The 24,233-nt window shown below is 60.9% G+C and carries 24 protein-coding genes; 13 read left to right on the top strand and 11 right to left on the bottom strand.

The window, feature by feature from the left end; genetic code table 11:
* On the bottom strand, window positions 1-258 hold the full coding sequence (gene grxC / locus KR100_RS13775) for a glutaredoxin 3 (RefSeq protein WP_038548949.1): 258 nt from the start codon (window positions 256-258) through the stop codon (window positions 1-3).
* A gap of 78 nt (window positions 259-336) precedes the next feature.
* On the opposite strand from grxC, the gene prfB reads away from it, so the two are divergent.
* The 6 genes from prfB to KR100_RS13800 all read left to right on the top strand — a co-directional run bounded on the left by prfB (window position 337) and on the right by KR100_RS13800 (window position 4,048).
* A protein-coding gene (gene prfB / locus KR100_RS13780) for a peptide chain release factor 2 (protein WP_156098130.1) occupies window positions 337-1,465 on the top strand; the annotation gives its coding sequence in 2 pieces (ribosomal slippage) (window positions 337-411 and window positions 413-1,465; 1,128 coding nt in all).
* 5 nt (window positions 1,466-1,470) lie between these two features.
* Complete coding sequence (locus KR100_RS15200) at window positions 1,471-1,647, top strand: DUF3285 domain-containing protein (protein ID WP_071839953.1); 177 nt, start codon at window positions 1,471-1,473, stop codon at window positions 1,645-1,647.
* A 4-nt stretch (window positions 1,648-1,651) separates the two neighbouring features.
* On the top strand, window positions 1,652-2,197 hold the full coding sequence (gene ybeY, locus KR100_RS13785) for an rRNA maturation RNase YbeY (protein WP_038548952.1): 546 nt from the start codon (window positions 1,652-1,654) through the stop codon (window positions 2,195-2,197).
* Window positions 2,198-2,246: 49 nt separating this feature from the next.
* The gene (locus KR100_RS13790) at window positions 2,247-2,660 is read left to right on the top strand and encodes a diacylglycerol kinase family protein (protein ID WP_239420468.1); all 414 of its coding nucleotides are present in this window, start codon (window positions 2,247-2,249) and stop codon (window positions 2,658-2,660) included.
* 14 nt (window positions 2,661-2,674) lie between these two features.
* A complete protein-coding gene (locus tag KR100_RS13795) occupies window positions 2,675-3,280 on the top strand; it encodes an aminodeoxychorismate/anthranilate synthase component II (protein WP_038547210.1) in 606 nt (201 codons plus the stop codon).
* Window positions 3,281-3,325: 45 nt separating this feature from the next.
* The gene (locus tag KR100_RS13800; protein WP_038547213.1) at window positions 3,326-4,048 is read left to right on the top strand and encodes an MBL fold metallo-hydrolase; all 723 of its coding nucleotides are present in this window, start codon (window positions 3,326-3,328) and stop codon (window positions 4,046-4,048) included.
* 49 nt (window positions 4,049-4,097) lie between these two features.
* Here the strand turns inward: KR100_RS13800 and KR100_RS13805 are convergent, their stop codons facing one another.
* From KR100_RS13805 to nadC, 4 genes are all read right to left on the bottom strand, one after another.
* The gene (locus KR100_RS13805; protein WP_038547216.1) at window positions 4,098-5,090 is read right to left on the bottom strand and encodes an asparaginase; all 993 of its coding nucleotides are present in this window, start codon (window positions 5,088-5,090) and stop codon (window positions 4,098-4,100) included.
* Window positions 5,087-6,205, bottom strand: a complete 1,119-nt coding sequence (locus KR100_RS13810) for a histidinol-phosphate transaminase (RefSeq protein WP_038547219.1) — start codon at window positions 6,203-6,205, stop codon at window positions 5,087-5,089. Before KR100_RS13810 ends, KR100_RS13805 begins: the two co-directional genes overlap by 4 nt.
* Window positions 6,202-7,974: an arginine--tRNA ligase gene (gene argS / locus KR100_RS13815; protein WP_038547221.1), complete on the bottom strand. Its 1,773-nt coding sequence runs from the start codon at window positions 7,972-7,974 to the stop codon at window positions 6,202-6,204. The genes KR100_RS13810 and argS overlap by 4 nt, the downstream gene beginning before the upstream one ends.
* 65 nt (window positions 7,975-8,039) lie before the next feature.
* A complete protein-coding gene (gene nadC, locus KR100_RS13820; RefSeq protein WP_038547224.1) occupies window positions 8,040-8,879 on the bottom strand; it encodes a carboxylating nicotinate-nucleotide diphosphorylase in 840 nt (279 codons plus the stop codon).
* A 526-nt stretch (window positions 8,880-9,405) separates the two neighbouring features.
* Here nadC and KR100_RS16240 point away from each other — a divergent pair.
* Window positions 9,406-9,672 (top strand): hypothetical protein, encoded by a 267-nt coding sequence (locus tag KR100_RS16240; protein WP_156098131.1) that lies wholly within the window; start codon window positions 9,406-9,408, stop codon window positions 9,670-9,672.
* 1 nt (window position 9,673) lies between these two features.
* Here the strand turns inward: KR100_RS16240 and mnmE are convergent, their stop codons facing one another.
* Window positions 9,674-11,035 (bottom strand): tRNA uridine-5-carboxymethylaminomethyl(34) synthesis GTPase MnmE, encoded by a 1,362-nt coding sequence (gene mnmE, locus KR100_RS13830; protein ID WP_038547230.1) that lies wholly within the window; start codon window positions 11,033-11,035, stop codon window positions 9,674-9,676.
* A 66-nt stretch (window positions 11,036-11,101) separates the two neighbouring features.
* Here mnmE and KR100_RS13835 point away from each other — a divergent pair, with 66 nt between their 5' ends.
* Complete coding sequence (locus tag KR100_RS13835) at window positions 11,102-11,560, top strand: DUF2062 domain-containing protein (protein WP_051847569.1); 459 nt, start codon at window positions 11,102-11,104, stop codon at window positions 11,558-11,560.
* A gap of 15 nt (window positions 11,561-11,575) precedes the next feature.
* On the opposite strand, the gene KR100_RS13840 is transcribed toward KR100_RS13835, so the two are convergent.
* A complete protein-coding gene (locus KR100_RS13840; protein ID WP_038547233.1) occupies window positions 11,576-13,906 on the bottom strand; it encodes a bifunctional (p)ppGpp synthetase/guanosine-3',5'-bis(diphosphate) 3'-pyrophosphohydrolase in 2,331 nt (776 codons plus the stop codon).
* Window positions 13,907-13,926: 20 nt separating this feature from the next.
* On the opposite strand from KR100_RS13840, the gene KR100_RS13845 reads away from it, so the two are divergent.
* From KR100_RS13845 to KR100_RS13860, 4 genes are read left to right on the top strand one after another with little or no spacing between them, the layout of a single operon-like run.
* Complete coding sequence (locus KR100_RS13845; protein WP_038547236.1) at window positions 13,927-15,552, top strand: ABC transporter ATP-binding protein; 1,626 nt, start codon at window positions 13,927-13,929, stop codon at window positions 15,550-15,552.
* Window positions 15,530-16,378 (top strand): FecR family protein, encoded by an 849-nt coding sequence (locus tag KR100_RS14570; RefSeq protein ID WP_051847571.1) that lies wholly within the window; start codon window positions 15,530-15,532, stop codon window positions 16,376-16,378. Before KR100_RS13845 ends, KR100_RS14570 begins: the two co-directional genes overlap by 23 nt.
* Complete coding sequence (locus KR100_RS13855; protein ID WP_051847572.1) at window positions 16,375-18,144, top strand: adenylate/guanylate cyclase domain-containing protein; 1,770 nt, start codon at window positions 16,375-16,377, stop codon at window positions 18,142-18,144. The genes KR100_RS14570 and KR100_RS13855 overlap by 4 nt, the downstream gene beginning before the upstream one ends.
* Window positions 18,145-18,156: 12 nt before the next feature.
* Window positions 18,157-18,831 carry a response regulator transcription factor gene (locus tag KR100_RS13860; RefSeq protein WP_038547239.1) on the top strand — a complete coding sequence of 225 codons (675 nt, stop codon included), beginning with the start codon at window positions 18,157-18,159 and terminating at the stop codon, window positions 18,829-18,831.
* 1 nt (window position 18,832) lies between these two features.
* Here KR100_RS13860 and KR100_RS16245 read toward each other — a convergent pair whose 3' ends face one another.
* Entirely contained in the window at window positions 18,833-19,012 is a 180-nt protein-coding gene (locus KR100_RS16245) for a hypothetical protein (RefSeq protein WP_156098132.1), read from the bottom strand.
* Window positions 19,013-19,234: 222 nt separating this feature from the next.
* Between KR100_RS16245 and KR100_RS13865 the strand changes: the two genes are divergently transcribed.
* A complete protein-coding gene (locus KR100_RS13865; RefSeq protein ID WP_081858933.1) occupies window positions 19,235-21,949 on the top strand; it encodes a glycoside hydrolase family 9 protein in 2,715 nt (904 codons plus the stop codon).
* Here the strand turns inward: KR100_RS13865 and KR100_RS13870 are convergent.
* From KR100_RS13870 to KR100_RS13880, 3 genes are read right to left on the bottom strand one after another with little or no spacing between them, the layout of a single operon-like run.
* Window positions 21,940-22,941: an RluA family pseudouridine synthase gene (locus KR100_RS13870; protein ID WP_038547242.1), complete on the bottom strand. Its 1,002-nt coding sequence runs from the start codon at window positions 22,939-22,941 to the stop codon at window positions 21,940-21,942. The two genes, KR100_RS13865 and KR100_RS13870, sit on opposite strands and share 10 nt — an antisense overlap.
* On the bottom strand, window positions 22,938-23,804 hold the full coding sequence (gene ylqF / locus KR100_RS13875; RefSeq protein WP_038547246.1) for a ribosome biogenesis GTPase YlqF: 867 nt from the start codon (window positions 23,802-23,804) through the stop codon (window positions 22,938-22,940). The genes KR100_RS13870 and ylqF overlap by 4 nt, the downstream gene beginning before the upstream one ends.
* Window positions 23,801-24,187 carry a universal stress protein gene (locus tag KR100_RS13880; RefSeq protein WP_038548964.1) on the bottom strand — a complete coding sequence of 129 codons (387 nt, stop codon included), beginning with the start codon at window positions 24,185-24,187 and terminating at the stop codon, window positions 23,801-23,803. The genes ylqF and KR100_RS13880 overlap by 4 nt, the downstream gene beginning before the upstream one ends.
* Window positions 24,188-24,233 lie beyond the last annotated feature (46 nt).

Raw genomic sequence — 24,233 nt, forward strand, 5'->3', positions numbered from 1 at the left:
TCAGGCGGACAGAAGCGGGTCCAGATCACCGGCCCGATCGAGGGCGTGCAGTTCATCGCAGCCGCCGATGTGCTGATCGTCGATGAAGATCTCGGGAACACTCCGGCGACCTCCGCTGCGCTCAGCCATGGCATCACGGGCCGCGTTATCACCATCGATGGCGTATTCGGTGTAGTCCACTCCTTTGCTGTCCAGGAGTCGCTTGGCGCGAACACAGAAGGGACAGGTGCGCCAGGTGTAGATCTCGACCTTGGCCATGGAGGAGGAACGTTGTTGGGTGGATCTTATGCAGCGCCGACGCGCTGATAGCGTCGATCCCTGTTCAGATCTCAGATCTTGCTGGATCTCACCGACTTCAAACGCGATCTCTCCGAGCTCACTGACCGCCTGGGCCATGCCCAGGACTGTCTTTGACGTTCCTGCACTGAAGGCACGCCAGCAAGACCTCGAACAACTCGCTGCTCAACCGGATTTCTGGGACAATCAGCAAAATGCTCAGAAGCAGATGCGTCGCCTTGACGAGGTCAAGGCACAACTGCAGCAGCTGGCGCAATGGCAGGGGTCGATCGACGACGCCCAGGCCACTCTCGAGCTCTATGAGCTTGAGGCCGATGAAGAGATGCTCGGGGAAGCCCAGCAGGGCCTGACCCAGCTGCGTCAGGGTCTTGATCGATGGGAGCTCGAGCGGCTGCTCAGCGGCACCTACGACAAGGAGGGCGCCGTGCTGACGATCAACGCCGGCGCCGGCGGAACCGATGCCCAGGACTGGGCCCAGATGCTGCTGCGCATGTACACCCGCTGGGCGGAGGATCGCGGCATGCGGGTCAGCGTCAACGAACTCTCGGAAGGAGAGGAGGCCGGTATCAAGAGCGCCTCGATTGAAGTTGAGGGCCGCTACGCCTACGGATACCTGCGCAATGAAAAGGGCACCCATCGGCTTGTGCGGATCTCACCCTTCAATGCCAACGACAAGCGACAGACAAGTTTCGCCGGCGTTGAAGTGATGCCGAAGATCGATGAGGAGGTTGATATCGATATCCCTGAGAAGGACCTGGAAGTCACCACCAGTCGATCCGGCGGTGCCGGTGGCCAGAACGTCAACAAAGTGGAGACGGCCGTGCGCATCCTTCACGTGCCGACTGGCCTGGCCGTGCGCTGCACGCAGGAACGCTCCCAGCTCCAGAACAAGGAGAAGGCCATGGCGCTTCTGAAGGCCAAGCTTCTGGTGATCGCCCAGGAGCAACGGGCTGCGGAAATCGCTGACATCCGCGGCGACATCGTGGAGGCGGCCTGGGGAAACCAGATCCGGAACTATGTGTTTCACCCGTATCAAATGGTCAAGGACCTTCGCACCAGCGAGGAGACCAACGATGTTCAAGCTGTGATGGATGGCGCACTTGATCCCTTCATCGACGCCTCACTGCGACAAAGTGTGGACCGTCCCGGTGGGGAATCCGACAGTTGAATCCGATGACAACCGAGAGCACGCCCCCTGCAACAGCACCGCCGAGCTTCATCAAACAGGCCATGCGGAACATGGTCCGCAAAGGGCGTCAAAGCCTGTTCCACTTCGGACTGACCGCACTGGGATTCATCGGTTTCATCGTTCTGGTGGCCACGCTCGGGCGCCCGACACTGCCGCAGTGACGTGATCGAACTGGATCTGGCGTTTGATGCCCAGGCTCTGACGCTGAACGACGGAGCATCCGGCGAGCTCGGCGACGAGAGGTTCTGGGCTCGAGACCTGCGTCTCTGGATTGAAACCATGCGTGAGGATCGGTCCAGCCACTGCCCCTCATCTCTGCGGACGGCTGATGAGGTCAGCCTGGGGCTGCGTTTCACGGACGACGCCACCATCCGAGAGCTCAACGGCGTTTGGCGTCAACGCGATGAGGTCACCGATGTGCTCTCCTTTGCCAATCTGGATGGGGAGTCCAACTGGCCTGACGCAGGCAGCGTTGAACTCGGAGACATCGTGATTTCTGTTGAGACGGCCTGCCGACAGGCTGCGGAGCATCACCACAGCCTCGGCCACGAACTGCGCTGGCTGGTCAGCCATGGCCTGTTGCACCTGCTCGGCTGGGACCACCCGGATGACACCAGCCTGCAGGCCATGCTCTCGCAACAGGAGCGCCTTCTCGAGAACGGCGGTAGTGTTCAAAGCCACGGTGTCCGAACAGTGGACGCTGATCTCTGACGCGATGCCCACTGATACCCAGATTCCGGCGTCCGAAGAAGTCGCCGCCATGCCTGGACCAGCACAACGGGGGCTTCGCAGGAACGCATGGCGCATCGCCGGAGATCTGCCGGCCAGCTTCCGTTATGCGGCACAGGGGTTGGGCTATGCCTTTCTCAGCCAGCGCAACTTCCGCATCCATGTCATCACCGCAGCTGTGGTCTTTGCCCTGGGGGCATGGCTGCAACTGGACCTTACAAGAATGGCGGTGCTGGTGCTGACTGTTGCCGCCGTGCTTGTTCTCGAGCTTCTCAACACCGCCATGGAAGCGGTGGTGGATTTGGCCATCGGACGTCGCTTCCATCCGCTTGCCCGAATCGCCAAGGACTGCGCCGCGGCTGCCGTTCTGGTGGCTGCCATCAGCTCTCTGCTGATCGCGCTGTTCCTGCTGCTTCCACCGCTCCTGCTCCGACTGGGGCTCTGATCCGAACGCCGCCGATGCTGCTGGTCATCGACAACTACGACAGCTTCACCTTCAACCTGGTGCAGTACCTGGGTGAACTCGCTCCGCATCATCCGATTGCTCAGGATCTGCGGGTCGAACGCAATGACAGCCTCTCGATCGAGGACATCCGGGCACTGCACCCGAAGGCCGTGCTGCTCTCGCCCGGGCCTGGAGATCCCGATCAGTCGGGCGTCTGCCTCGAGATCCTTCGCGAGCTGTCTCCCTCCACCCCGACCCTCGGCGTCTGTCTCGGCCATCAAGCGATCGCCCAGGTGCATGGAGGTCGCGTGGTGAGGGCCAAGGAGCAGATGCACGGAAAAACCTCTCCCGTGCTGCATCGCGGTGAAGGAGTCTTTGCGGGTTTGCCCCAACCCCTCACGGCCACGCGTTATCACTCTCTGATCGCGGAGCGCGACAGCCTCCCGGACTGTCTGGAGATCACGGCGTGGTTGGAGGATGGAACGATCATGGGGCTCCGCCACCGGGAGTATCCCCACGTGCAGGGGGTGCAATTCCATCCCGAGAGTGTGCTGACGGATGCCGGACATCAACTGCTGGCCAATTTCCTGGGCGACGCAGAGCGGCACTCCAGCCAGTGAAGACGTTCCAATCGCTGTTAGTTTCCAGACCCGCCCTTGAACGCGATGTCTGTCCTGCGCTCAACCCTGGCCGCTGTCGCGGGACTGACACTGACCCTCGCGGGCTCCGCGATCGCCGGTGGAGGCGTCACGATCAGCAGCTACGGACAACGTGCTCTTCTGATCCAGGGTGGTGGCCAGTCGGTTCTGCTCAACCCGTTCCGATCCGTCGGCTGTGCCGCTGGCCTGGCTGAACCTCGCGTCAACGCCGGTGTGATCCTGGCCAACTCTGAACTGGCGGATGAAGGGGCCCGTGGAGTGGCCGGAGGTCGTTTTCTCGTGTCTCCTGGCTCGTACCGGATCGGTGGATTGAATCTGGAGGGGTTTGCCAGCCCCCACGACCGCCTGGATGGTCGCCGCTTCGGGAGCGCCACAATCTGGCGTTGGCAGCAGGGGGGGCTGAGCTTCGCCCACGTCGGCGCCACGGCAGGTCCGATCACCGGTGCTGAACGGGTGTTGCTTGGCAACCCCGACGTGCTGATCATCGGCGTCGGCGGGGGCAGCAAGATCTACGACGGCGAGGAAGCGGCTGACCTGGTCAACCAACTCAACCCCCGTCGGGTGATTCCAGTCCAGTACGTGAACGGAGAGCCTCCGGAGAATTGCGATCAAACCGATGTGCAACCGTTTCTGGATGCCATGGCAGGAACAACGGTTCGCAACGTCGGCCGCACCCTCAGTCTCCCGGGAACCCTGGGTGACACCACCGTGATCACGGTGATGCGCTGAGCATCGACGACGCGGGCATGCTGCGGTTGCTGCACCGTGATCGTCGTGCTCAGCTCAACAGCTCAGATCGGCCAATCAATGTCGCCAGTTGAGCGTGATCCATTGCCGCGATTGATGCCAGCAACAACAGCACCCGTGCCTTCTGGGGGTTGAGGCAGCCGGCAGGCAGCAGCCCCAGCAGCTCATCATCGGGGTTCTTGCGCACAGGTCCGGCGCCGCAGCGATTGGCCCGCAGCATCAGTGGCCATGGACCTGGCCAGGCCTCAAGAGCACGGCGTTCGCCAGCGGAAAGCTGACCAGCACCGGTGCCGGTGAACACCAGCCCCTGACACCCCGCCTCGAGCAACAACGTGAGCATCCGGGCATCGGGCTCCACACAGCCATAAACGATCACCACGTGCGGCCATTGCTGCGGAAGCGCGAGATCGGAGAACGGAACCGCTCCGATGGGAGATGTCATCTGGAGATGCACGCCGGCATCATCCACCCAACCCAGCGGCCCCTGGCCAGGACTGCTGAACGCCCCCACCCCCTGGGTGGCCACCTTGGTGACAGCACGAGCCCCATGGATCTGACCATCCATCACCACCAGCACGCCTCTCCCGCGCGCTTCGCTGCTCAACGCCACCTGCACCGCCTGCAACAGGTTGAGCGGGCCATCGGCGCTGAGGGCCGTGGACGGCCGCATCGCCCCCACCAGCACCACCGGCCGGGGATCGTCGATCAACAGCTGCAGCAGCCAGGCCGTTTCCTCCATGGTGTTGGTGCCATGGGTGATCACCACACCAGCCAGGCCGGGGTCCGCCAGAAAGACGTCGCGAATGCGCCCCACCAGGGCGCACCAGTGCTCAAAAAGCAGATCGGCGCTGTCGACATTGGCGACCTGCTCAACGGTGATCGCCGCCAGATCCTGCAGCTGGGGCACCGCCGTCAACAGGGATTCACCCCCAAGGACGCCAGCGGTGTAGTCGTTCAGCGTTGCACTGTCGTCCGCACAGCCGGCAATGGTGCCGCCGGTGGCCAGCAGCAGCAGGCGGTTCATCGCTCAAGGGGGAGGAACGCCTGCATGAAACGCTGCATCTGAGTGGTGGTGCCGATACTCACCCGATAACAACCGTCGATCAGGGCTTTCCCTGCCATCGATCGCACCAGAATCCCCGCCGCTCGCAACTCGGCTTCAACGTGCTGCACCGGCTGTTTCGGCCAGATCAGCAGATAGTTCCCGCCGTCGCAGTGATGGCGGACATCAGCCTCCTGCAAGGCAACGAGCGTCCACTCCCTGGCGCGCTTCACCTCGGCCACGTAGGCATCCACATACGACTGATCCGCCAGTGCCGCGAACGCCGCGGCCACAGCCACGCTGTTGACGTCATAGGGACCCGTGACGCGGCTCACCCGATCGACCACATCGGCATGTCCGATCGCGAAGCCGATGCGCAATCCAGCCAGGCCGGCGGTTTTGGCCAGGGATCGCAGCACAAGCAGATTCGGCGTCGCAGCAAAATCGGCGGTCGGCAACACACTGTCGCCGGTGAACGCCTCATACAGTTCATCCACAACGACAAGCGTCTGGGGAGCCGAGGCCGCCAACGCGAGGATTGTCTCTGGCTCGAGACGGGTGCCCGTGGGGTTGTTGGGGTTGCAGATCAGCAGCAACCGCGGAGGTCGTCGCGTCAAGGCCGCCTGGACGGCCGCCAATGGGAACGCGAAGGCCTCTCCCTCATAAGGGACGGCCTCGATCTCCATTCCCTGCATCCGGGCACAGGGGCTGTAGTACCCAAAGGTTGGAGATGTCGTGAGCAGCACGTCGCCCCCATCGCCATAGGCCTGAAAAACGGCATGGATCGCTGCATCCACGCCGTTGAAGACCTCCACCTGATCCGCCTGCAGCCCAGCTCGACAACCGGTTTCCGTCAGGTTGCGCACGACCGCTTCACGCAGGCCGTCGTATTCGGGATAAACGGCGATCTCCTCGCTGCTGAATCGCCGCAGGGCATTGGCCACAAGCGGGCTGGGACCGATGGTGTTCTCGTTGAAGTCGAGTCGAAGCAACTCCCGGCGCCCCTCCAGCGGCGCGCTGTAGGAGGTGAGCGTCTCCACGGCAGGCCGCGCTGCGGGGGCTCCGGCATTGGTGAGGGGACGCGCGGCTTGGCTCACATGCGATCGAGGGTGGAAATCCCCAGCAGTCCAAGTCCCAGTCTGAGGGTGTCCGCCGTCAAACGGCATAACGCCAATCGGGACGCAAGCGCTTCCGGCTCTGCCTTCAGCACCGGCACCTGGTCATAGAAGCGATTGAACACCTGGCTCAGCTCGAACAGATACGTGCAGAGGCGATTGGGCAACAACTCCTCCTCCACCTCTGCGATCACGGCATCGAACTTCAACAGCTCGCGCACCAGAGCCCACTCCTGGGGCTGCGAGAACTGCAGCTGAGCCGTTGACGCATCGAGATCACCGCCTTTGCGGGCAATCCCTGCAACGCGCACCACGGCATAGAGCAGATACGGCGCTGTGTTGCCCTGCAGCGCCAGCATCCGATCAAAGGAAAACTGATAGTTGGTGATCCTGTTCTGGCTGAGGTCGGCGTACTTCACCGCGGCCAGGCCGACGGTGCTGGCGACGTGCTGAACGAACTCCTCGGATTCGCTGCGCTCCTCCTCCTGCAGACGGAAGCGCAGGTCGGCTTCCGCACGCTCCACCGCCTCGTCCAGAAGGTCCCTCAGACGCACCGTGTCACCGGACCGGGTCTTGAGCTTCTTGCCGTCCTCCCCCTGCACCAGGCCAAAGGGGACATGCTCCAAGCGAGCACCATTAGGAATCCAACCCGCCCGCCGGGCCACCTGAAACACACCGGCGAAGTGATTCGCCTGCCCTGAATCCGTCACGTAGATCACCCGGCGGGCAGCATCCCCCTCAGGTGCATCGGCAAAGCGGTACCGGATCGCCGCCAGATCGGTGGTGGCGTAGTTGAAGCCGCCATCACTTTTCTGAACGATCACGGGCAAGGGTTTGCCGTCCTTACCGGTGACTCCCTCGAGGAACACACATTCAGCCCCGGCATCCGTGACCAGCAGATCGGCGGCTTTGAGACCCTTGATCACAGCCGGCAGGAACGGGTTGTAGAACGACTCTCCCCGCTCGCTGAGGCGAATGTCGAGCCGGTCGTAGATGGCCTGAAATTCGCGTCGGGACTGGTCGCACAGCAACCCCCAGGCCTTGAGGGACACCGGATCACCACCCTGGAGCTTCACCACCTCCTCACGGGAGGTGGTCTGGAAGGCCTCGTCGTCGTCGAAGCGCTTCTTGGCTTCCCGATAGAACGCCACCAGATCGCCGAGATCCACCGCATCGGCGGTCTCCAGCGCGTCCGGCGCCACCTGCTTGAGATGGGTGATCAACATTCCGAACTGGGTGCCCCAGTCACCCACATGGTTCAGGCGCAACACCGGATGGCCGCGGAACTCCAGCACCCGCGCCAGGGAATCGCCGATGATTGTGGAGCGCAGATGCCCGACGTGCATCTCCTTGGCGATGTTGGGGCTGGAGAAATCCACCACCACAGGCGCCGCGTTCTCCACCAGCGGCACTCCCAGTCGGTCGTCTCCGATCCTTGCGGCCACCTCCGCCGCCAATCGCTCCGGACGAATCGTGAGATTGATGAAGCCAGGACCGGCGATCTGGGGCTCCAGACAGAGCTCCCGGAAGGAAGCATCCCCCTGCAAGTGCTCAACGATCGCCGCAGCGATCTGACGCGGAGCCTGCTTCAGGGGCTTGGCCAGGGGCAAGGCCCCGTTGGCCTGGAAATCGCCGAATTCGGGCTTGCTGGCAGGTGCCAACTGGGGCTCCAGGGACCCATCCACTTCGGGGAAGGCCCGTGCCATCGCCGCACGCAACTGCTCATCCAGGACGTGGGACAGGCTGAGCATGGGCAGAGGCCGGGCGGTGTGGTGTTTAGGGCTTGATCATCCTCTGCCGCTGCGCGGCAGCGAGCTCAGCTGAAGCGCATGCTCAAGTCGAGCCAGCGGCTGCGGGTGACAGGGGCACTGGTGGAGATCAGATCGATGCCGGTGCAGGCATAGGCCCGAAGCTGTTCCGGCTGCACACCCGATGCTTCCAGAACGATCGGCCTTGTGGCCAGGGCGCGCAGCTGGGGAACGAGGTTCTGCAGCTGCTCGGGTATGAATTCATCCAGCAGCACTGCGTCGGCATCCGCCCGTATCGCCTGCTCCGCCTGCTGAGCTGTTTCCGCCTCCACGATCACCCTGACGGGCCAGGGTGCCTGAGAGCGCACGAGCTGGATGGCCCTGTCCATGCTCCCTGCCCAGGCCAGGTGGTTCTCCTTGAGCATGGCCGCATCATCAAGACCCATGCGGTGGTTGCAGCCGCCTCCGCAACGGACGGCATATTTCTCGACAACACGCAGGCCTGGAGTGGTTTTTCGGGTATCGGCCAACTGCACGCCGGTTCCGGCCAGCTCAGCGACCAGCTCTGCCGTGGCCGTGGCAATGCCGGAGAGATGCATGGCCAGATTCAATGCCGCCCGTTCCGCTCCTACAAGAGCCGCAGCGGAGCCCTGGATCTCCACCAGACGATCACCCGTCTGAACCGAGGCGCCCTCATCGACCAACCAGTTGATGTGCGCGTCAGGATCCAACCGCTGAAACAACTGCTCGACGCCGGGGCCACCGCAAAAGCGTCCCGAGGACTTACTGACCCAGTGCGCGACAGCCTGACGACCTTGCAGAGCCGGTGCCGTCAGATCCCCGCGGCCGATGTCTTCCTCGAGCCATTGATCCAAAGCGCGGCAGATCGCCGGCGAATGCCAGTCCACACTGAATCGGTTGCTGACGCGAGCCTATTGGCAACCTGAACGTCAAGACTCTGCTCCATAACTCAATTTAGACAGACAAAGTCAACGCAGAGATCGAGGATCAAGCCAACAAAAAAATTATCTTGCTCTTTAACTGACGATCAAAGCGACGCTCAAATCGACAACCCGTAAAAATTGACGGGTTAAACGCATCATAAGAACGACAAAAATAATCAATTCATTTGTCTTGAACAAGCGAAAAATACGTGCTGATCGAACGATTGTATCCAACATTGGCATCAGCACATTTCACAAGCCCGATTTGCGCCTATTAATCAATCTTATCTGATGACATTAGCTCTTACAAATTAAAAAATCGACGACCTTACTTCTTGAACCGAGATTGAACACATTCATAAAAGGGCTTGAAACCGAAGATCAATGCAACCAGAATGAAGCCAGAGTAATTTTCAGCCCTCAACATATCAGTCAGATAGAAGAAAATCACCACAGACTTGAAATTTTCAAATAATTCAACCCAACCGGCGTGCGTGGAGAGGGATTGAATCAATCTCTTCATTTAACGCTTGGCATTTGCCCAATCTTAGCCCGTCGAAAGGACGAGAAACAAGTTGAAAACATCAAAGCTCATCAGACCTGCTTCCGAAGTTTGTTTCTAGCCAAAGAGGATGAATATCCTCTGCACTCTTCGCGTGAAAAAGCAATCCACTCAACGGATAAAAAGAACAACTCGATGCAAGCAAGATGGCTTCGAATTGATTCAGCAGAAACAACAGATCAGCATTTTTTGTGAATCACTTGCCGATACAGAAACGTGAAAACACCCTGTCAAGGACGGCATCCGTGAGCTCCTCACCGGTGATCTCACCGAGCCCGCGAATCGCCTCACGGAGATCAATGGTCCAGAAATCCCAGGGCAGATGCTCAGCAGCAGCCTCCTGAGATCGAGCCAAGGCCGCAGCAGCACCGGCAGCGAGATCGCGCTGACGCTCATTGAGAGCCAGCAACACCCCTGCTGCCTCGCTGGCGCCACAGCGCTGCAAGACGGCCTGAACCAGTTGTTCCTCGCCGCGGCCGTCAAGGGCTGAGAGGTGCACATCCACCGGCACAGGAAAGGCAACTCCAGGGAGATCAGCCTTGTTGGCCACAACCAGGTGGGGAACGTGCTCCGGAATCCGTTCAAGCAGTTCGGCATCGGCATCCATCCAACCGACATGGCCATCAACGATCAGCAGGACCAGATCAGCTGAGGCCATGGCCTCCTCACTGCGGGCGATCCCCAGCAGTTCAACAGCGTCCCTGGTGGATCGGATCCCAGCTGTATCCAGCAGGGTGATGGGGACTCCCTCCAGCACAATCTCACTTTCCAGCAGGTCGCGGGTGGTGCCTGGCAGATCAGTGACGATCGCTCTCTCCCGCCGGCTCAGACGATTGAGAAGCGAACTCTTGCCGACGTTGGGACGACCCACCAGGGCCAGCCTCAGTCCCTGACTCAGAACCTGCCCATGTTGGCCATCAGCGATCAGGACAAGCAGCTCCTCTCGCACGGCCACCAACTCGTTCAGGACGGCATCGCCATCGAGACTGGGTAGATCCTCCTCGAAATCCACCCGCGCTTCCAGCTCGGTGAGCTGATCCAGCAACCGTTCGCGCAGGCCATTGATACGGACCTGGATCCCGCCATCCAGTCCTGACATCGCCAGTTGCGCAGCGCGACGGCTGCGAGCAGACACCAATGCACTGACAGCTTCAGCACGGGTCAGGTCGAGCCGTCCATTGAGCACGGCCCGCTGACTGAATTCACCCGGCAGGGCACGACGAACACCGGGCTGATCCAGCACACGTTCCAGCACCTGCTGAACGACGATCACGCCGCCATGGCAGTGAATCTCAACAACATCCTCTCCGGTGAAACTTCGTGGCGCCCGCATCAGCAGCACCAGCACTTCGTCAAGCCTCCCCTCACCGGAAGCATCCAGCACATGCCCGTAGAGGATCCGATGACTGTCCCAAGGCGGGCTGCCGGGACATCGCACCAGTGATCGCGCAACCTCAAAGGCCGCCACGCCAGAGAGGCGAATCACGGCGATGCCTCCCTGGCCGGGACTCACCGCTGTTGCGATCGCAGCGATCGTGTCTTGAGAGGCGCTGATCAGATGCCGGAGGAAGCGTCCTTACCTTCTTAGGATCCGCCACCGAGTTCGTCGCCCCAGCAGCGGTTGATGGTCAAGCTGCTCTCCGCGAGCCGACAACGCCTGCGCCGCTGGCTGCGCTGGCTTTGGTCCCAGGAGGGCACACCTGGGCAGCGGGCCAGGGGCGTTGCCGCTGGCGTCTTCTGCGGCTGCTATCCGTTCTTCGGCCTGCAGACCATTTTCAGCATCGGCATCGCCAGCCTCGTACGCGGAAACCATCTGCTGGCAGCGGCAGGAACCCTGATCAGCAATCCGCTCACCTATGTGCCTCTCTACTGGTTCAACTACCAGCTGGGATCCTGGCTCCTGGGCACCAAGACCAACGCGGCCGTCTTCAATGATCTGAATCGCTCCAACCTCTGGCAACAGGGGTGGAGCTTCACCCAGCGCCTGTTGCTGGGTTCAACCGTGGTCGGAGCTGTTCTTGCCCTGATGCTCGGTGTAGCGGCGTATGTGATCTTCCAACGCCAGAAGACCCAACAACCCTGACAGAGATCGTTTCGTTCAACCAACTCCCGTTCTGGCGATGTCGATCACATCGGCCATCGAGCGGATCTGGTCCATGGTGCGGCTGAGCTGATCAGCACTGCTCAGTTCAACGCGCAGGTCGATCCGTGCCGGACGACCTTGGGCTGTCTTGACACGGGCATCACTGACGTTGATCGCTCCATCGGATAACCGCATCAGGATGTCCTTGAGGATGCCGACACGATCAATCACCTCAATCCGCAGCTGCACCGGGAAACGGTGACGATCCTCAACCGAGCTGGAATTCCAGCGGACCGGCAGACGCCGCTCGCTTGGAATCGCCTCGACATTGGCGCAATCCTGCCTGTGAATGGTGATGCCATGGTTCCCGAGGGCAACCGTGCCCACGATCAGTTCACCGGGCAAGGGACTGCAGCAGCCACCCAACCGGTAATCCAATCCCTCAACTCCGAGAATCGCTCCCTCCCCGCCGCGACGCTCGGGGAGCGTGTCCTTCGGAGGCACAAGGGCACGGGCCAGTTCCTCATTGCTGGGCGGAGCGATCTGGCGCTCCGCCAGCAGCCGAATCTCCTCCCTCAGACGATTGATCACCTGGTGCAGGGTGACCGCTCCGAAACCGAGAGAGGCGAGCAGGTCGTCGGTGCTGCTGACGTTGCAGCGCTGTGCCACGCGTGCCATCGCCTTGCCGTTCAACAACGCATCAAAGCCATCACGTCCCAGCTCCCTTTCGAGCAGTGACTTGCCCCGTTCGATCGTCTCGTCGCGATGGCTGCGCTTGTACCACTGACGGATGCGATTCCGCGCTGTTGGCGTGGCGACAAAATTGAGCCAGTCCAGGCTGGGATGGGCTGTTTTGCTGGTCAGAATCTGAATGAAGTCCCCGTTCTGCAGCGGAGTCGGCAAGGGACAGAGTCGATCGTTGATCCGGGCGCCGTGGCAGTGGTCGCCCACTTCGGAATGAATGCGGTAGGCGAAATCGACTGCAGTGGACCCTTTCCGCAATCCAACAACATCTCCTTTAGGGGTGAACACGAAGACCTCTTCATCGAAGAGATCCTCCTTGATCGAGGCGAGGTAGTCGTTGTGATCGTCATTGCCACCGTCCTGTTGCCAATCGACGAGTTGACGCAGCCAGTTGAAACGCTCGGCATCACTGCTGCTGCTGGCCGGCGAGCCTCCCTCCTTGTACTTCCAATGGGCGGCAATCCCGAATTCTGCGACCCGGTGCATCTCGAGTGTCCGGATCTGCACCTCGATCGGTCGATGCCGACCAATCACTGCCGTATGCAGCGATTGATAGCCATTGGGCTTGGGTAAGCCGATGTAGTCCTTGAAGCGCCCGGGGATGGGACGGAAGGTGTCGTGAACCACTGCCAGGGCCCGGTAACAGGCCTCAACGCTGGGCGTAATGATCCGCAGCGCCGCAACGTCGTGGATCTCGTGGAACGCCTTCTGCTGACGCTGCATCTTGCTCCAGATGCCGAAGAGATGCTTGGGACGGCCACTGACCTCGCAACCCTCCAGACCCGCCTGCCCCAGACGGTCATTGAGCAATGCCACGGTGACGGCGAGCCGTTCCTCCCGTTCACTGCGCTTGCTGGCCACCTCCTGCTGGATTTCACGGAAGGCCTGAGGCTCGAGCAGCTTGAAGGCCAGGTCTTCCAGTTCCCACTTGAAACGTCCAATGCCCAGACGGTTGGCCAACGGGGCATAGATCTCCTTCGTTTCCCGCGCGATGCGCTGCTGCTTGTCCGACTTCAGCGCCCCGATCGTGCGCATGTTGTGCAGCCGATCAGCCAGCTTCACCAGAACCACACGGATGTCGCTGGCCATGGCCAGAAACATCTTGCGCAGGTTTTCAGCCTGAGCCTCGGTTCGATCGTTGAAGTGAATGCCACCGAGCTTCGTGACGCCCTCCACCAGTTCACGCACCTCGGGGCCGAAATGGGCCTGAATCTGCTGAGGGGTGACGTCGGTGTCCTCCACCACGTCATGGAGGAAACCCGCGGCGATCACACTGGCACTGGCCCCGATATCCCGCAGCAGATCAGCCACAGCCACGGGATGAACGATGTAGGGATCACCACTGGCACGAAACTGTCCTTCATGCAGCTGGAATCCGAAATCAAACGCTGACACCAGCAGAGCCTCTGGATCGGTCGGGCAGCTCTGCCCGATTCCAGGGGGGACATTCGTAATGCACTGCCGCAGCCAGTCCGGCAGATCGATGCCGTAATCATCTGGATGCCGGATCGGATGACGCCGCAATTCAGGACGGCCGCACGCCACTGGAGCCGAACCGATCTCGGTTCGATGCGTTTCCGATGTTGAGGCGGCGTTGAGCATCCGACCCAGTGGGTCAATCCATGGTATTCAGTGCGGGGTATCCCGTCCCGTCAATGGCTCAGCCGGTTCTGGAGCTCGAACAGCTTCGGCTTCGTTATCCAGGCAGTGAGCACTGGACCCTCAATGGATTGGATCTGGAGCTGCGCCCCGGAGAGAAGCTGGCATTGGTCGGAGCATCCGGCTGCGGCAAGAGCACGGTGGCCAGGGCCATCCTGCAGCTTCTTCCTGCAGGCAGTCACTGCGAAGGAGACCTGAGGCTGAACGGCAGCGATCCCCGATCGCTGGATCGACCCGCTCTGCGCCAGCTGCGTGGAGCCGCTGCTGGGCTTGTGTTTCAGGACCCGATGACCCGTCTCAATCCATTGATGACCGTGGGGGGACACCTGCTGGACACGCTCGTTGCCCACCGTCCAAACAGTTCAAGCCGCTGGCTGCGGTCACGGTCTGAAGATCTGCTGGAAAAAGTGGGAATCGGCGCCAGCCGCTTCCGCGCCTACCCCCATGAGCTCAGTGGCGGCATGCGCCAACGACTGGCGATTGCCCTGGCGATCGCACTTGAGCCGCCGCTGATCATCGCCGACGAACCGACAACAAGTCTGGATGTGGCCGTCGCAGGCCAGGTGATGGCCGAGCTCAGTGGTCTCTGTGATGAGCTGGGCAGCGCACTGCTGCTGATCAGCCATGACCTTGCCATGGCCGCACGCTGGTGCGGCCGTATGGCCATGCTGGACGGGGGACGGAAAGTGGAGGACGGACCCAGTCATCAACTCCTCACTACCCCGGTGTCCGACATGGGGCAGCGCCTGGTCTCGGCTGCGAGAGCCCGCGAGGGAGGACGTTCCCCCGAACGTCCTCAGACCGAGACCGTGCTGAGTGTGGAGGAGATGCGCTGCTGGCATGTCATCGGCGGGGTGCCATGGGCACCGGTCTGGCTCAAAGCGGTGGATGGGGTCAGCTTCAACCTCAGAGCAGGGGAAAGCCTCGGCGTCGTGGGTGCCTCCGGCTGCGGCAAGAGCACGCTGTGCCGTGCCCTGATGGGACTGACTGGCATCCGGGGTGGACGGGTGGATCTACTCGGCCAGAACCTGCTGACCCTCAAGGGTCGTCAACTGAGACAGGCCCGCAGGGCTGTCCAGATGGTGTTTCAGGATCCGCTGGCTTGTCTCAACCCCGCTCTGCCGGTCGCTGATGCGATCGCTGACCCGCTGCTCATTCACGGACTGTGCTCAAGGGCTTCGGCTCGAGAACGCTCTCGCGCCCTGCTGGAGCGGGTGGGCCTCAACCCTGCCGAGCAGTTTCAGCACCGTTTGCCACGGCAACTCTCCGGTGGCCAGCAGCAACGGGTGGCCATTGCCCGCGCCCTGGCCCTGGAGCCGAACGTGCTGATCTGTGACGAGAGCGTCAGCATGCTGGATGCAGAGGTTCAGGCCGAGGTTCTCGGCCTGCTGCGTGAACTTCAAAAGGACTTGGGGCTCGCGATGATTTTCGTGACTCACGACCTATCGGTCGCCAGTGGCTTCTGCCATCGCGTGATCGTTTTGGACAAGGGGCGGATTGTCGAGGAGGGCCCCGGTGATCAAATTTTTGACCATCCTGAGGCCACGATCAGCCGCGCACTCGTGGATGCCTGTCCTCGCCTTCCTTGACAGGCTGGAGGAATCAGCAACGCGCTCCATGGGCCTGAGATGTCGACACGGTTGGTTGATTGCCGCATCAGCAAGTTTGACGATCGGTGTCACTCCGGCTTTCGCAAGAGCTCCGGAAGTTGTTGAAGTGCCGACGGGTCCGGCCTTCGTCAGGCTTCCCGGGGAACGGGAGATCAAAGCCAAGAAGGGACTCAATCTGCGCCCAGCCACACAGTTGCGCACAAGCAAACCCGGACGCATGCAAGTGATGCTTGGCAACGGTCGGCAATTCCGCATGGGTGGGGATGCCCTGCTGCGCCTGTCCGGAAACAGTGTGGAACTGCTCAGGGGATCCGTGATCGGATGGATTGGACCCAACGCGACCAATCGCCGTCCCTTTCAGATCCGCACCCGGCTGGCCACGGCCTCAATCCAGGGCACCACGGTCTTCATCGAGCTCAATGACGAGACCTTCAAGGTGTTCAGCTGGGAGGGCCGGGTGCAGGTCACAACAAAAACGGGAGAAGTCTTCACCCTGGAAAGTGGACAGCAGCTGCTTCTGGATCTCACGCGACAGCTGAGCATCGTCAAGGGGCGTCTCGATGGTCTGGAGGCTGTCCTCGGGGAATCCGGCGGAATGTTCACGCCTGATGAGTGGGAGGAACGAACCAAGGAACCGGACAGTGAAGAGGAGATCAGCTGGGATCCGCCAGCACGCCTGGAGGACGGCGAAGTGCAGCAGCGCCTCACCAAGAGTGCCCTGATCAACGGGTTCTCAACCCCGCTGGAAACCTTGCCGGAGATCGAACGAGAACTGGGAGCAACAGCCCCGTCGGCCAATCCATGAGGGCATGGATCACGCCGTTGATCTGGCGGTTGGCCGTTGTCGTTCCTCTTTTTCTTCCCTCGGCATTGGAAGGATTTGACGCGATCAGCCGGCAGCAGTTGTTCCAGTGGCGTGGTCCCCGGGAAGCCAGCGACAGTGTTGTTGTGATCGGTGTGGATGAAGCCTCTCTGGACCCTGCACTGGCCGACTACGGTCCCTGGCCCTGGCCCCGCTCCGTGCAGGCGGAGCTTGCTGCCCACGTGCTCGATCTCGGGGCAAAACAGGTGATTTTCAACATTGTCCATTCCGGTCCCAGCGGATATGGAACGGCTGATGACGACGCCTTCGTTGAAACATTGCAACCCTGGGCCGACCGGGTGGTGCTCAGCGCGTCCTACGTGCGACAGCTCCAGGGTGATCTGGAGCAGGTGCAACTGAAACGCCCCCACGCCAGCGGTTTCCCGAATGTCGGTTTATCCAGTTTCACGCTCGACCACTACGGGATCGTTGCAGCGATTCCAGGGAAAAAGGAACTGCAGCGTTTGATGTCTTCCTTTGCCCCTCCCCATCCCAGGCCTCTCGCCCACGTGGCAGCGGGCACGAGCATGCGTGATGGAGACGATGGAATCGACTTCATTGGACCGGCTGGCCACATCCCGGTCATCCCCGCCTGGATGGTGGAGTCCATGCCGGAGGACAGCTGGATCGGACAGCAGGTCATCATCGGCGCCACAGCACCATCCCTCGGCGATCAACTGGAGACGCCCTTCGGGCAGGTCAGTGGGTCGGAGGTGCTGTATGCCGCTTTGGCCGGTGAACTCGAAGGCCGAGGCTTCCGCAGACCAGAGCAGGCAACCCTGATCGGGTTGTTGATCCTCTGGGGACTAATCGGCCTTTGGCGCCTTGGGACCGGTGGAGCCGCAGCGACCACCGTGAAAACCAGTCTTGGGCTGACGGCTTTCGCAGCCGGTGGCACCGTCCTGGCCTGGTGTACGGGTGTCTGGCTGCCGGGGGCAGCGTTGATGCTGTCTCCCTTGCTCGGGGGGTCTGTGCGCGCATCGGTCCAGTTCCGACGGGAGAGCCGTCAGCGACGCTTTCTTCACTCTGTGCTGTCACGACGGGTTTCGCCGACCTTGATGGATGACATGGTGCGTTCCGGCGAAACCATCTGGACGCAACTGGGCGGACGAAAGACGCGTTGCGTTGTTCTGTTCACCGATCTGGTGGGGTTCACCGCCCGCAGCAGCACGCTCGAACCATCCGCTTTGTTCACCCTGCTCAATCGTTATTTCGAAGCGATCGCAGGGCCCGTCCTGAAGGAACAGGGCCTGCTGGACAAATTCATCGGGGACTCCCTGATGGCGGAATTCGGCGTTCCCCACCACCGCGGCGACAAGGAGGAGGCCCTTGCGGCGGTTCGGGCTGCGCTGCAGATGCGGGACAACCTCCAACAGCTCAATGAGGAACTGCAGCTGGACGGACAGGAACCCCTCAGCCAGGGAATCGGGCTTCACTTCGGTGAGGTGATGGCAGGCAATCTCGGCTCAAGCCATCGGCTGGAATACACCGTGATCGGAGCCACGGTGAATGTGGCCAGCCGTCTGGAGGGATTGACCCGTCAGTTCGACAACCATTCGATCCTGATCAGCGGAGAATTGCGCGATCTGCTCGGAGACAGTGTCGAAGTGACCGATCTCGGTGCTCAGAAGCTGAAGGGATGGCCGAATCCAATGCGGGTGTTTGCATTGCAGAAGCTGGCGCACGGGCCGTCTTTAGGGTTCAAGTGATGGTTGCCCGTCATGTCCTTCAAATCCTTTCTCACTGAACTCGCTCAGCTGATCCACCATCGAGCGGTGATCAGCTGCACGTTTCCGAAACTCGTTGCTTTGGAAACGGTCAACGAGCTGACGGGACTCAACTGCGCTTTCCCTGGACTGAACTGCAGCAAAGGCGCTGACGTCCTCAAGCATCTGAACCAGCACCCAAACCCGTCCATGTTGTTTGTGACGGAGCATTTAGAGGATGGTTCAGGTCTTGACCTAATTCGCAGCTTCAGCAACTCGCAGCTGGACCATCGCTGCGTGCTGATCCTGACCGACAATCACGATCTCAATCGTGACGGACTCAACGATCCAGCCATCGCTGGTGTGGTTCTTGATCAGAACATTGGGCGCGACAGCTGTGTTCTCGAACAAGCCCTCAAGGCCGTCAACCTCAATCAGCGATTTGTGGATCCGGAGCTTTTCAACACCAAGGAAAACAACACAACCAGGACTGACTCTCTGAGTGATCGCGAACTGGAAGTCCTCGGTCTGGTCGCGGAGGGATTAAGCAACCGCGAAGTTGCAGACCGCCTCTACCTGGCACCAACCACCGTGCGCGATCACGTTCAATCGTTGATGAGAAAGCTGGAGGTCCGCAGCCGGACCGGCGCAGCTGTTGCTGGCCTGAGAATGGGCCTGCTCGCAGGCTGAATCAAGCCACCCTGGAAAGATCGACAGCCGGGTTGAGATCAACAGCGTCAGGCAGTGCCACGACCTTCGGTTGATCCACCACGATGAGATGGCGGCGAAGAGGAACCGGGAACACCTCATTCCTAAAGGCCCGCATCAGAGCGGAGACCCACAACCGTCGGCAACGAACGCGGATAACCATGGATGTAAACCACAGCGATGCACTATCCAAGGCATCTCCGCAGAAAAGTCCAGAGAAAAGCAAATTCAGTGGTCAGATTGCTGGGTGGCCAGTGCGCTCTGGCGGAGTTGCGTCGGCGATCTCTGACATCGGAACGATCTCTCAGAAAACCCGACAGCTGAAGGATTGAGGGCGGGCAAAGATTCACTGAGGGTTGGGAAAGACCGTTCAGATCTGTTTCCAATGCAGGAAACGTTTGTATCGATTACCGATTTCGGAGCACTTGGAGGAAGTCAACACACAACCCATGCGGAACTCATGGGGGGGCGAACCCCCATCACCACAGAAGCACTGCTGGCTTACAACCAGCTGAGGGACTTTCTCCAACGAGAGCCGGTCTCCATTGAAGAGGTGGGGCGATGGGCCTTTGCGTTTGACTTGACGAATAACGCAACAGCTTCAGGGCAGGACGAAGCCGGAGTCGGTCTTTGGTACGCCATGCAGGGCGCCAAGGTCGGCTGGATTGACGATCAGGCGTTTCATCCACAACTGCTCGCCGATCTTCAGCGATTGGCACGACTTGGCGATCCAGCCGAGGTCATGGCGTTGGCCAGGCGGGTTGATCAAGACGGCTTCATCGAACACCTCGAAGCCATCGGGGGGATTGGGGCTTTCATCAACACTCTGAAGATGGAACCTCACTACGGCGGCTGGATGCATTCCAGAGCCCATGGGAGGCGAGCCATCGAGGGGGGGGCCATCGCTCACGACGTGAACCATCTCACCGTGCTGAGCCATGACCAAACCCAGCCATTCATGAATGACACCTTCAACTGGCCGCAATGGCCAGCTCTTGAGGTGCCTCATGCCGTGGTGATCGACTACTTCCAGAGCATGGTCACGCTGAGCGATCCCACAGGGTCTGGCCCTGACGGAGTCGATCCATCACCCCAGCCACAGCCTTCGCCAGAGCCACAGCCATCACCAGAGCCACAGCCATCACCTCAGCCACAGCCTTCGCCGGAACCCGCTCCCCAACCTCAACCGCTCGACAACACCCTCGACGTTCAGATCAACGGCGATCTCTGGTGGAACGGCTTCACCGCTGAGATCACACTCACCAACACCTCCGACAAGCGACTCAACAACTGGACCTGGAGCTTCACCAGCCCCCACACCATCAGCGGAGATCCCTGGGGAGCCAACCATTCCTCCACGGACCTCGGCGATGGCCTCTTCCGTCACACCCTGACCGGCATTGGCTGGGGCCGGCGGATCCAACCAGGGCAATCGATCACCATCGGCTTCAACGGCGCCCAGCAGATCGACATTGGGCAGAGCGGCCAGCTCGATGCCTCCATGCTCTTGGCTGACGATGGCCCCAGCCAACCGCAACCTGCTCCCGGCCCGACACCACAACCGCAGCCACAGCCATCACCAGAGCCACAGCCATCACCAGAGCCAGAGCCACAGCCTTCGCCAGAGCCACAGCCATCACCTCAGCCACAGCCATCACCTCAGCCACAGCCATCACCTCAGCCACAGCCTTCGCCGGAACCCGCTCCCCAACCTGTTGAGGATTACGGCAAAGCCTTGGAGCTGTCGTTGCTGTTTTACGACGCCAACCGCTCAGGCGACCTGGATGAATCAACCAATCGCGTCCTCTGGCGTGGGGACTCAGGTCTGCGTGACGGGCGAGACGGCGTTTATTTCGGCGATGCAACGGCGGAGAACCTGCAAGTCGGCCTCAACCTCGACCTCACCGGTGGCTATCACGATGCCGGCGATCACGTGAAGTTCGGTCTACCCCTTGCTTCGACCCTTGCAACCCTGGCCTGGGGTGGCATCAGTTTTACCGACGGTTACACCGACAGCAACCAGATGGAGGCCTTGCTCAACACCGTCCGCTGGGGGACGGACTACCTCCTCAAGGCGCAGGGAATCGATGACACTGGAGAGACCTCGTATTTCATTGCACAGGTCGGGGATGGACAGGCAGACCATGCCCTCTGGAGTGCACCGGAACAGCAAACCATCGCGCGACCAGCCCTGGCGGTGACAGCCGACAAACCCGGGACGGATGTCGCCGCGGCCAGTGCCGCCGCACTGGCCTCAGCATCCGTCCTGTTTCGGGAAACAGGGGATCCCGGTTATGCCGACACCTTGCTGGAGGCATCAGAGTCGCTGTTCACATTCGCTGATCGTTATCGAGGTCGATACTCCGACTCCATTCCAAGCGTTCAAGGCTTCTACAACTCATGGAGCGGTTACAACGATGAACTCGCTTACGGCGCAGCCTGGCTGGCCAGAGCGGTCGATGCCCACGGTGGTAATGGTGATGCCTATCGGTCCAGGGCTGTGGATCTCTATCGGCAGGAGATCGGCGGCCTCAACAACGGCTGGACGCACAACTGGGACGATGCGTCTTACGCCACAGCCGTTCTGCTGGCGCAGGATGCACCGGCAGCAGGCACACTCACCGATGTGCGTCAATGGCTCGACAGCTGGGTCAACGGCAGCAACGGGGTCCGTCTGACGGAAGGAAACCTGCGTCACATCAGCCCCTGGGGATCCCTGCGCTATGCAGCCAACACGGCGATGTTCGCGGCAGAGGTCGCCGACACACTGATCGATCCCGACGGCCGCTACAGCGCACTCGCAACCGAAACTATCGACTACATCCTTGGAGACAACCCAAGGGAGTCGAGCTACATGGTGGGATTTGGGGCGAACTATCCGCAGCAGCCCCATCATCGAGCTGCCTCAGGTGTTGGCTGGGACAACTTCAACAACGATCAGCCGAACACCTACATCCTGAAGGGGGCCTTGGTAGGGGGGCCAACGGAGGCCGACGACTGGTCCTATACCGACTCACGCAGTGATTACATCAGCAATGAAGTCGCCATCGACTACAACGCCGGCTTGACCGGAGCATTGGCTTACCTGAATCAGCTCTGATCCGCACGTCGCCGCAAGACCCCGATCAACTTTTCCATCACGGCAGGGAGGGGGGCTTCGAACGACATCCGCTCCCCGCTGATCGGATGATTCAGCCCCAGCTGAACCGCATGCAAGGCCTGGCCGGGCATGTCGATCGGCAAGCGGCGGCAGCGGCTGTAGGTGGGATCGCCCACGACGGGATGATTCATGTGGGCGCAATGCACCCGGATCTGATGGGTGCGACCCGTGTCGAGCTTGAAACGCATCAAGGAGTAGTCACCAAAGCGCTCGAGCAGGGTCCAGTGGGTGCAGGCATATCGACCGGCGTCGCCACTCACCACCGCATATTTCTTGCGATCGGCCGGATGGCGGCCGATGGCCCCAACAATGGTGCCGCTGTCTCCTGCGGGAACGCCATGGACCACGGCGAGGTAGTCCCTTGAGGCGATCCGCTTCTGGATCTGAACCTGCAACCGCACCAGAGCCTCCTGAGATTTGGCGATCACGATGCAACCGGTGGTGTCCTTATCGAGTCTGTGAACGATTCCCGGCCGCAGTTTGCCGCTAATGCCAGGCAAATCCGGGCAGTGATGGAGCAAGCCATTCACCAGGGTGCCGTCCTTGTTTCCTGGAGCGGGATGGACCGTCAAACCCGCTGGTTTGTTGATCACGATCAGATGGCCGTCCTCGAACAGCACATCCAGGTCCATAGGCTCCGGCTTCAGATAGGGCAGTGGTTCCGGCGGCGGCATCCACAACTGAACCTGATCTCCCTGCCGTAGGGGGGTTTTGGCCTTCCCGGTCGTTCCATTCACGCGAACGTAACCAGCGTCGATGAACTTCTGGATCCGAGCCCGGCTCTGCTCATTGCGCTGGCTCACCAACCAGCGGTCCAACCGCATGGGCAATGGCTTGGGATAGGTCAGGGTCAGCAGCTCCCCCTCTCCCTCCCCGAATCCCTTGGTGAAGATCTCCTGGGGCAGGGGCGGTCGTCGACGCCTTTCAGTCATCCAGGCAGCTCCAGGGCAATCCGGCCGAGGGCTGATCGGCGGAAATCATCCAGCAGTCGCTGGGCCATGCGAGCGGTGTTGGCAGAGGTATGACGCGCTGATGTGGCGTCCAACCAGAGAGCGGGATCCTGCGTCTCCCCGGACAAGGGAATGCCGTAACGCTGATCAAGAATGCTGAGCACCACACCGGCCTCCTCCCGTCCCTGCAGCGCCAGCAACAACTTGAGAAAAGCCTGCGCCACCAATTCCCCGTCATAGGCGGCTTGGCCGATGTCATCGCAGAGAGCTAAGTGCAACGCTGCCTGCTGGTCATCAAGCCGAGGGGGCAGAACACCAGGCGCATCCAGCAAATCAAGGTCCTGTCCGAGACGCACCCAGCGCAGGGTCCGGGTCACCCCGGCGCGACGAGCGCTGGCGACCACCTTCTGTTTCACCAATCGGTTGATCAGGGCCGACTTCCCGACATTGGGGAAACCGAGCGTGAGGGCCCGGACCGGGCGAGGACGCATACCGCGTTGACGGCGTCGCTCGTTCAACTGATCCCCTGTACGGATGGCCGCCTGCTGCACCTGCTTCACCCCGGTGCCCGCTTTTGCATCACACCAAACCGTGCGTTGTCCCTGAGCTCTGAACCAGTGCTCCCAGATCTCTCGAGCCTGCTTGGTGACCATGTCCCGTCGATTGATCACCAACAGGTGCTGTTTGCCCTTCAGCCAACGGTCGAGATGGGGGTGACCCGTCGCCATGGGAATCCGGGCATCACGCACCTCAATCACCAAGTCCACCTTGTCCAGGTTGCGACTGAGCTGCTGCTCGGCCTTGGCGATATGACCTGGATACCACTGGATCGAGGGAGTGGTCACGGCACAACCAGAACCGGACAGGGCGCGTGCTGGATCACATTCAAAGCGGTGCTGTCCGTGTCCTGATCGGGATTCACGCTTTTCAGACCCACCACGATCACATCCACATTCAACTCAGTGGCCAGAGAACAGATCTCGACTGCTGAACTCACCTGACGGTCCACGACCTCGCAGGGGACTCCCACGGCTTCGACGCGCGCCTGGGTCTCTTGAAGCAGGGAGCGATGGCTCTCCGGGATCCGTTCTTCCTGACCATCACTGAATCCTCCAACAGAGAGAAGAAACAGACGGGAGGCCTGGTTCTCAGAGAAGGTGATCACCGCATTGGCCATCTCGAGAGCGTTGTTCCGTTGGTCGACCGGGAACAAAACGGTCTCAAACATGGCGGATCCTCCTGCCAGGAGCACGGGTTAATCTCCTCCCGTTTTC

This window comes from Synechococcus sp. KORDI-100, assembly GCF_000737535.1.
Classification (GTDB): domain Bacteria; phylum Cyanobacteriota; class Cyanobacteriia; order PCC-6307; family Cyanobiaceae; genus Parasynechococcus.

Coding starts and splice junctions, on each gene's coding strand:
- grxC (WP_038548949.1), bottom strand. CDS start 258: ATGGCCAAGGTCGAGATCTACACCTGGCGCACCTGTCCCTTCTGTGTT.
- KR100_RS15200 (WP_071839953.1), top strand. CDS start 1,471: ATGACAACCGAGAGCACGCCCCCTGCAACAGCACCGCCGAGCTTCATC.
- KR100_RS13790 (WP_239420468.1), top strand. CDS start 2,247: ATGCCTGGACCAGCACAACGGGGGCTTCGCAGGAACGCATGGCGCATC.
- KR100_RS13795 (WP_038547210.1), top strand. CDS start 2,675: ATGCTGCTGGTCATCGACAACTACGACAGCTTCACCTTCAACCTGGTG.
- KR100_RS13800 (WP_038547213.1), top strand. CDS start 3,326: ATGTCTGTCCTGCGCTCAACCCTGGCCGCTGTCGCGGGACTGACACTG.
- KR100_RS13805 (WP_038547216.1), bottom strand. CDS start 5,090: ATGAACCGCCTGCTGCTGCTGGCCACCGGCGGCACCATTGCCGGCTGT.
- argS (WP_038547221.1), bottom strand. CDS start 7,974: ATGCTCAGCCTGTCCCACGTCCTGGATGAGCAGTTGCGTGCGGCGATG.
- KR100_RS13835 (WP_051847569.1), top strand. CDS start 11,102: ATGGTCAAGCTGCTCTCCGCGAGCCGACAACGCCTGCGCCGCTGGCTG.
- KR100_RS13840 (WP_038547233.1), bottom strand. CDS start 13,906: ATGCTCAACGCCGCCTCAACATCGGAAACGCATCGAACCGAGATCGGT.
- KR100_RS13845 (WP_038547236.1), top strand. CDS start 13,927: ATGGTATTCAGTGCGGGGTATCCCGTCCCGTCAATGGCTCAGCCGGTT.
- KR100_RS14570 (WP_051847571.1), top strand. CDS start 15,530: ATGCCTGTCCTCGCCTTCCTTGACAGGCTGGAGGAATCAGCAACGCGC.
- KR100_RS13855 (WP_051847572.1), top strand. CDS start 16,375: ATGAGGGCATGGATCACGCCGTTGATCTGGCGGTTGGCCGTTGTCGTT.
- KR100_RS13860 (WP_038547239.1), top strand. CDS start 18,157: ATGTCCTTCAAATCCTTTCTCACTGAACTCGCTCAGCTGATCCACCAT.
- KR100_RS16245 (WP_156098132.1), bottom strand. CDS start 19,012: ATGGTTATCCGCGTTCGTTGCCGACGGTTGTGGGTCTCCGCTCTGATG.
- KR100_RS13865 (WP_081858933.1), top strand. CDS start 19,235: ATGCAGGAAACGTTTGTATCGATTACCGATTTCGGAGCACTTGGAGGA.
- KR100_RS13870 (WP_038547242.1), bottom strand. CDS start 22,941: ATGACTGAAAGGCGTCGACGACCGCCCCTGCCCCAGGAGATCTTCACC.
- KR100_RS13880 (WP_038548964.1), bottom strand. CDS start 24,187: ATGTTTGAGACCGTTTTGTTCCCGGTCGACCAACGGAACAACGCTCTC.